Origin of the sequence: Xenorhabdus hominickii, assembly GCF_002632725.1 — a bacterium.
Taxonomy (GTDB): domain Bacteria; phylum Pseudomonadota; class Gammaproteobacteria; order Enterobacterales; family Enterobacteriaceae; genus Xenorhabdus; species Xenorhabdus hominickii.
Map to the genome: position 1 here is coordinate 530,389 of NZ_NJAI01000004.1, position 7,200 is coordinate 537,588.

6 protein-coding genes and 5 pseudogenes are annotated in these 7,200 nt (G+C 47.3%); 1 reads left to right on the forward strand and 10 read right to left on the reverse strand.

All coding sequences use genetic code 11. The annotated features are described in order from the left end of the window. The 8 genes and pseudogenes from Xhom_RS48955 to Xhom_RS48990 form a co-directional block, all read right to left on the reverse strand. Positions 1–549, reverse strand: a pseudogene (locus tag Xhom_RS48955) (hypothetical protein); the annotation flags it as partial. 54 nt (positions 550–603) lie between these two features. Then, complete coding sequence (locus Xhom_RS48960; protein WP_069314995.1) at positions 604–1,200, reverse strand: YmfQ family protein; 597 nt, start codon at positions 1,198–1,200, stop codon at positions 604–606. Continuing rightward, positions 1,197–2,332 (reverse strand): annotated as a pseudogene (locus Xhom_RS48965) (baseplate J/gp47 family protein). Before Xhom_RS48965 ends, Xhom_RS48960 begins: the two are co-directional and overlap by 4 nt. Continuing rightward, positions 2,322–2,768 (reverse strand): phage GP46 family protein, encoded by a 447-nt coding sequence (locus tag Xhom_RS48970; protein WP_069314994.1) that lies wholly within the window; start codon positions 2,766–2,768, stop codon positions 2,322–2,324. The pseudogene Xhom_RS48965 and the gene Xhom_RS48970 overlap by 11 nt, the downstream one beginning before the upstream one ends. Continuing rightward, on the reverse strand, positions 2,765–3,346 hold the full coding sequence (locus Xhom_RS48975; protein ID WP_069314993.1) for a phage baseplate assembly protein domain-containing protein: 582 nt from the start codon (positions 3,344–3,346) through the stop codon (positions 2,765–2,767). Before Xhom_RS48975 ends, Xhom_RS48970 begins: the two co-directional genes overlap by 4 nt. After that, on the reverse strand, positions 3,336–3,881 hold the full coding sequence (locus Xhom_RS48980) for a phage baseplate assembly protein (protein WP_069314992.1): 546 nt from the start codon (positions 3,879–3,881) through the stop codon (positions 3,336–3,338). Before Xhom_RS48980 ends, Xhom_RS48975 begins: the two co-directional genes overlap by 11 nt. Beyond that, positions 3,863–4,555 (reverse strand): annotated as a pseudogene (locus tag Xhom_RS48985) (major capsid protein); the annotation flags it as partial. The gene Xhom_RS48980 and the pseudogene Xhom_RS48985, both read right to left, overlap by 19 nt. Positions 4,556–4,836: 281 nt before the next feature. Then, on the reverse strand, positions 4,837–5,121 hold the full coding sequence (locus Xhom_RS48990) for a hypothetical protein (protein WP_069314991.1): 285 nt from the start codon (positions 5,119–5,121) through the stop codon (positions 4,837–4,839). A 169-nt stretch (positions 5,122–5,290) separates the two neighbouring features. Here Xhom_RS48990 and Xhom_RS48995 point away from each other — a divergent pair, with 169 nt between their 5' ends. Next, positions 5,291–5,758 (forward strand): NUDIX hydrolase, encoded by a 468-nt coding sequence (locus Xhom_RS48995; RefSeq protein ID WP_069314990.1) that lies wholly within the window; start codon positions 5,291–5,293, stop codon positions 5,756–5,758. On the opposite strand, the pseudogene Xhom_RS49000 reads toward Xhom_RS48995, so the two are convergent. Both Xhom_RS49000 and Xhom_RS49005 read right to left on the reverse strand, forming a co-directional pair. Next, positions 5,746–5,922, reverse strand: a pseudogene (locus Xhom_RS49000) (ISNCY family transposase); the annotation flags it as partial. The gene Xhom_RS48995 and the pseudogene Xhom_RS49000 sit on opposite strands and share 13 nt — an antisense overlap. Positions 5,923–5,926: 4 nt before the next feature. Next, positions 5,927–6,076 (reverse strand): annotated as a pseudogene (locus Xhom_RS49005) (ISNCY family transposase); the annotation flags it as partial. Positions 6,077–7,200 lie beyond the last annotated feature (1,124 nt).

Here is a 7,200-nt window from a genome sequence, read left to right on the forward strand (position 1 = left end):
CCGGTTGCCGGGCACCGCCCCCAGTGTCGCCAGCGCTTCATTGGCGGTTCTTGCGCCTGTCCCGCCACACTGGATCGGTATCAATCCGGTCTCCAGAGTCCCGGTGTCATCAAATGACCAGACATGGCCGCCTTGCGTATTGTATGACCCCGTACGGTTATTATCTGTCACGTACAAATAGGTACTGCTATTGCCGCTGAGCAACCGGGTCTCACCGGTAGGCAGGCCAATGAGATGCCCGGCATTTTTGACGGTTTCCCGTAAGCCCAGGTTGTCCACAAACGCCGGTTTATCCGGAATGTCTGCGCCGTTCTTCGCTTTTTCGAGAGCGCCCTGTGAAATTAATTTTCTGATTGCCTCCGCTAATTGAGCCTCGTTAGTTTTATTTGGCTGTATTCCAGCGGCAGTCAGCACATTAATGATTTCTCTCTGAACGGTATTAAACCACGGAGCCTCTAATAATGTTGGCGGAACACCTGCCGCTACATTTCCATTCGTAAACTCATCATTGTTATCAGCGGTGTTTGTGATATCACCGATTTTTTGCATAGCTAATCCTCACTCAGTGAAGGTGATTAATGTTTAAATTTAATTAATGGCTGATTACGGGTTATAACCGAATTGCAGAATGGTGTGAGACGGGCTGATTTTCTGAAATGGGCATTCCAGTTTTTTATTTCCCCATGACCGTAACGGATCACCACAATAACTCCCACCCGCCACCGCGTAATTAACGGTGGTTGTCGGGGAATTAATCCGCCAGACAAAGGGCCAGTCCTCCCCGTTCAGAGCATCACCACACACAGACATGCCCGCTCTGGCCTGCCTGAATTCCGTAATGGTAATTTTAAATCCGAGCTCAGCCGCCACGCCGATGAAATATAATTTTGACTGACCACCCGTTCGTAATAATTTTGATACCACCGATTTTTGTCTCAATGAGATACTGTCAATTTCCCCCATGGCGCACTCATCAGGCAACCCCAGTGTTTTCTCCCATTCAGGCAACATAATGGTGGCGGTTGCCGGAAAACTGCCGGTTAATAACAAATGCGCATCCTGATCACTGCGGTGATAACTGTGTGCAATAGCCCCCATGGTGACGCTCATCACTGAATGGGGTGTTCGCGTCCAGGCCATGCCCGTTGGCAGTAATCCGTTGAGTGCTGCGGTATATTCACTGACGCTGTATTGTTTCATGTGTATTTGACCTCACCCCGCACAGGTAAATGTCCGACAGACAACGCCATGTTTTTTGTTGGTGACGTGATAACAAAACCGGCCGTGCCCGGCACATCCGCAATCGCATACTGCAGATCGGATATCAATATTTTCCCCGTTCCGTCCGGGTTTCCGCTCTCAAACAACACCGTATCAATCGCGGTGGCGATGCGGTGAGTGATGTCAGTGCCCACATGAGCGAGGCCGTTAATCGTGAAATCAACGGTGCGTTTTATCGGAGACAAGACCCAGATAATCGCTGTCACCGGCCGTAACGGGTAAATATAATCAGCGACACGCAACTGATCCCCGGACGCATGAACAGCATAGGGTTCATGTGATGAAACACCGTCGGCACCCATGGGGAAACCGTCACGCCCATTATTGTCACACATAATATACACACCCACCGTGCCCGCTCCCGCTGCTCGGGGTTTGACCCAGACGCGGGTAACCCCGGGGACGGCGAGTGCCCACTGTTTATAGTCATCATCCGAGCCGCCCTGTGGTGAACCCTGATAGGCGAGGAGCATACGAGAACGAAAATCTGATTCACGCTCAATATCAGTCCCGCCAGTTATCGCAACAATTGCCGTGCCCTCAACATTCACACCAGCAATACTCTGGTCCAGTGTTAATGCCGTGCCTGAAGGCGCATTACCCGCCGCGCCCCCGCCTGAATTGTCGTCGGTAACATCGGGCAATATCGCCATAAGAACAGCGTGACCCCGCCCATGATGAATCCGGGTTTCATCGACGGTTTTATATTGATAGCCATCGCCCCGGTTAAGTATCGTGCCGGCAGGGATAACCAGCCCGTCCGTCCCGGTAAATTGATAGTCCTCGCAACGCGCTGCTGTCGCCGGTTTTTGGAATATTTTTTCAGGGCGGCCCAGCCTGACAACCACTCATCGGTGGCCGTGAAGGGGGTGGTTTGTTTGGCTAGATAATCCAGATAGCCGTAATGCAGATGCGCCATTCCCGCATCCATATCCGCCAGCACCCCCATATTGGAAAACCGCAATAAGGGACCTGTCTTCTGCAATTCTGACTGCAGATAACTGCGATTTTGCTCGCGCAATTCGGTCAGTGTTTTTCGTTTAAATGGCATTTTCTCGTTCCCATACCCAGAAAAACCGTAAATCCTCATTATCGCGCCCGGGACGCTGATAACGAATGATCATGTTCAGACGATGGGGCCAGACAATCTGAGTGCCAATGTCGACAGCATCAGCCACGCCATCATCCAACATCCATTGCAGCGCCTCACGCGCGTAATCCTCCGCCGCCAGTGCGACAGCTGGGGTCAATTTCTGTCGATGCAACAACCATAAACGGGAACCTATCGGATAATCAGCGTCGTTATCGCCCCACCATCCCCGACGATCAGTGCCGTCAATGTCATCATCCGTCCGCGCCTGTCGGTCCGTAAATAAACTGATAATAATCGCGGTTTGCAGGTCATTACCGGTGACCAAATCACCGTGGCCAACCAGCCAATCGGCATGGATATTTTTTACATTCCACTCTGAGGTAATATCACTCATTTCACCGTCGCTCCTGTCGTTTGGCTGGTTACGGTTGAATCCCCTGACCTCACGCCCGGCACCGGATGGGTATGTTCGTTATAGGCATCACGCAGCTGTTTCATGGTAGTTTTGTTGCTGTTACAGTTATCAATAACATCCCCGGTGACTTTCAGCACTGGCGTATTCAGCCACACTTCGGTAGCGGCATTGACGGTAACTTTAGATGCATTGTTCACCGTGACCGGTTGCCCCTGTGCCTCGACGGTGATCCCTGATTCGGTCAGCAGGATATGCAGCCCCCATTGGTTATACACCACCACTTCACCGGGATTTAATCCCCGGTGCCGGTGTTGTTGATGATTGCTGCCAATCACCACCGCATTCGAGCGGTCACCCCCTAAAAATGCGAGGACAACATCGGTTCCGGCTGGCAGCCCTGACGAAAAGCCAAATTCTGCGATCCGTTTTGTGTTATCGCGGACTTCCATTGCCGTCTGATACTGCACCTGCTGGATGACGCCGCTATCATTACAGGTTGTGACCCGTCCCAGACCCAGCATCATCATGGCGCGACGATATAAATTTTTAACGTCCATAATCACGTAACTCCATAATCGTGTCGTAGAATTCGTAGGGTTGCACAGTGAATGCTGCCGGCGGCATCAGGGTTAACTCGGCCCGGGTTCCGTCATCTTTGTTGCGGACATAGGACACTTCTGACAATAGCCACTGTTCAGACGACAGTCCGAAAACAGGTAAATGAATCGGGATCAGCGTATTGGGTTGCCATAATGCCCCGCTGATATCCCGCCAACTGTCAACCAGCACCTTAAGAACTTTAGAACGTCCATAACGGCGGTTCATTTCCCAGTCAATGGCCTCCTGCTGGCGCTGGTGTGAATGCAGGGTGCTTTCGATAATGGTGACATAATTGCGATAGCGCATCTTTTCCGCTTCAGGGTCTTTTGCAGTTGCAATCTCAACCACCTTATAGCCCTGCCCGTTCGACAGTTCACTCAGGCCACTGACATTCATGGACAGGCCGCTGTACTCCGAAAACCGTTCATTCATGGAAGACTGGTAGTCCGCAAGTTCAATGTTTTTCCCCTGCTCTACACCACCATTGCGCACAATGCCGCATTCACTCGGCTGGGAATGACCAGAGGTGCGGATTGCACCATCAGGAAACGCTGCGCCGGATCTTCAATCAGCCAAGATTTCGGCGCATAGGCCATCGCCCCGTAGTTAAATTTCGGGTCTTTAATGGCACCAAACATACGTGTGCCCATCAAATCCACACAGGACATTAAAACCGCCCCGTCTGGGATCATCGGTTTTTCGATGTTATCAACCGGGTCAATAAACCAGTCATTATATAACCACAAATCAAAGTTCCCCCACCGACCTTTGTAGATGGCGCCTTTGGCAATCTGTGCGCCGGCGTTGATTTGGTTGCCATAAGGACTCAATGCCGGATAGTTGATAGCGTTGTCTTTAATGGACGTATCCAGCCGGAAAGCTTTCCATGATTTATTGGTAAAGACCAAATCTGTCGGCACCGCACCCGACTCTTTCAATATCCTTTGCTGCCAGTCTTCAATATCATCAGATGGCTGGGTATTAGTCTTGCCAGCCTCTACTTTCAATGGCCACTTATCGCTCCCACTCAACGCAATGGTTAAGCCAGCAGAGCGGCCAAAATCGATCACCTTAGCGTCGTAGCCCGCACCCACAACGGCGATTTTGCCGGACACCATGGCATTCGCGGCCATCCATTCGAGGCGGCGGTTAATCATGTCGATTTGGAATGTCAAATGGTGATGTAATTTGTTGTTATATAGTGATTTTATTTATCGATTAATGCGGTGGTATAGCCTAACGTATAGCAATAGCCGTTATCCAAGCCGCGCTATTCATTAATTTCAACTATATCCAGTGATAACCTGATATTCCATTATCAATAAAGCAGAGTCAGCGCACTAAACGTCCTGAGCTAATGACTGACAACGAATTTCGTCGGTAGTGAGAGGTCAGTACGTTAAACGCACCAACCTTGTGAAGAGGTTGCGACGCCATTCGTCGGAACCTATTGAGCGATAGAACTGACAGCCAACTGATAGCCCTGCCAGTAAGAAGCCTTTCCCGTCACAGTGATCACCTGACCTTTCCGTAACAACATCACCGATAGAGCCATCTCATCAAAGCCCACAACACGCAGCGGGTAATCACTGCGCTTCTCGCTCTGTGCCTGCATGGTAGCGACTGCCATCACTTTACCCGTCTGGCACTTTATACGCTTGGGGGCAACGGTAATCTTCCCTGTGATCGTAGCGACTATCGAGGGTGCATTCTTATTCTGTCTTCGTGCCATTTACCACCACCTATTGTCAAGGCTAAGTAGAGATATCCGCCTCTCAGCAAAGTTGAAATATCCACAAACTGTTAACTGTAAGTAATAGGTGAATACAGATAAGATATTACAACAATGTTGCTATTATCATTTAAGCTAATCCCCATTTATAGCTAAAAGGAAATAAGATATGCGTATTCGCTGTTCAGCGCGTTTGCTAATCATTAGCCCGTCTAATCGAGTATTATTGTTTAATTTTGTACATAATGACGATGCATTAACCGGTCAGTCATATTGGGCTACGCCTGGAGGAGGCGTTAAAAAAGGAGAGTCTTTTGAACAAGCCGCTATTAGAGAACTTCGTGAAGAAACAGGTATCCGAAAAAATAATGTTGGACAATGTGTTGCTCAAAGAACATTTGAAATGATTCTCCCTAGTGGAGAGGCTGTTTTAGCAAAAGAACATTTTTATATCGTAAATTTTGATAAAGAAGATATCAACACCACTGAATGGACTGAAAATGAAAAATCAGTTATTAAACATCATCATTGGTGGGAAATAGACCAGCTTATCAATACGTTGGAGACTGTTTATCCCAATAATATACCAGAAATATTTTTTACCGCAGTAAAAAACAATATCCTTCAGGAGCCATGACAGGGCTCCTGAATCTTTCTTCCAAATATTTCTTCTGAGCGAGATTGAAGAGTGACTAATGCTTCAAGCATATCGTCATTATTTAAAGAACATTGGGATTTCTTTTCTGTCGGCTTTTTACGCTTACGTGATGAACCATCACCAGCAGGAATGCTTTGTGAGCGGTTAGCGAACTAAAAGGCGTCGGCACTGACAGTCTGATATCCCTAAGCATTGTGCTGTCATTTTAGTCGTCAACCGTTGATCAATTACATCTTGAATGATTTTTAATCTATTAACGTCTTCCAATGTAAAAAACTCCGCTCTATAAGCCGTCATGTATATCCCTTAATGGTGAGTCTACGTGACGGACATCTTAACTTAGCTCAGAGCGGACATTACAACTTTGCTATTACACCTATAGATGACGCAAATTTTCGTTATGTTAAAAATCAACAGGTTAAAATTATAATTACTTTCCAGTTCCTGACTGCGAACGTAACACGTACTCAGTGACATTAAGTAACCTTGTACTGGACGGCTTAAACTCAAGCCCACCTGCGTTGTGATTACCACAATGGAGACTTAGCAAATTTACTCGAAAATCACGCTCTAACGAAAAAAACACGAAATAACTGTACCATCTGTACCACTTGGAATATTTTACTTTTATATCAATTGATTAAGGTGGTACAGATACGAAAAATAACTATAAATAACTGCGCCATATCTGTACCACGCTCACGGAAGCAATGACCAGTGGCAACTATCACGATTTCCGTGATGGTTGATTTACAAGCTGGACAAACACAATAAATACATTGTCTCTGGCTAGCTCTATTTGCGCTCCTCTTAAAGAGGTGTGTAAATTCTGTGAGTCAGTATTACTGCCGCGCAAAGTTTGTGAGCAAATATCACTTATGCACAAAGCCATCTGCGAGTAACTGTCAGTCACACCCAAAGTCCGATTATCGGATATTGGATTTTGCAGCGACGAATTTCGTCGGCACAAATATTCATCATTTGCATACCGATATTTTCGGTACGCAAACTGAACCTCTTAAAGAGGTGTAGTTCTTGCTCCATGCAACAAGGTAACCAACCGACAATAAGTCCGGTGGTTAAAATACAAGCAGACCCCAAATTCGGGGTCTGATTAAATATCAATGGGTTATCACCTAAGCCCGAATTAGGGCTTTGCTTTGCTAAAAGGTGTGGTGATTTCCACCATACCCTAAATGGGATATCACACTTTGAGAGGGTCACGATTTTGACCATCTACGGCAACTATAGGGATTTCCCCAACAGTTGGTTAACACCTTGACTTCCTTAATCTCCGTTTCTCTGCCGGAAATAAGTAAAAACAATAGGTTACGATAAATGGGATTTCAAAGCCCTTTTAACCGATTGATATTCCTCAATTCCTGCTCAGAGTCGGAATTCTGGTTTTCTGCCGGAAATAA

Excerpts from the sequence above, each read along its gene's own strand:
- Xhom_RS48990 (WP_069314991.1), bottom strand. The coding sequence starts at position 5,121 with ATGGCACGAAGACAGAATAAGAATGCACCCTCGATAGTCGCTACGATC.
- Xhom_RS48960 (WP_069314995.1), bottom strand. The coding sequence starts at position 1,200 with ATGAAACAATACAGCGTCAGTGAATATACCGCAGCACTCAACGGATTA.
- Xhom_RS48975 (WP_069314993.1), bottom strand. The coding sequence starts at position 3,346 with ATGGACGTTAAAAATTTATATCGTCGCGCCATGATGATGCTGGGTCTG.
- Xhom_RS48995 (WP_069314990.1), top strand. The coding sequence starts at position 5,291 with ATGCGTATTCGCTGTTCAGCGCGTTTGCTAATCATTAGCCCGTCTAAT.
- Xhom_RS48970 (WP_069314994.1), bottom strand. The coding sequence starts at position 2,768 with ATGAGTGATATTACCTCAGAGTGGAATGTAAAAAATATCCATGCCGAT.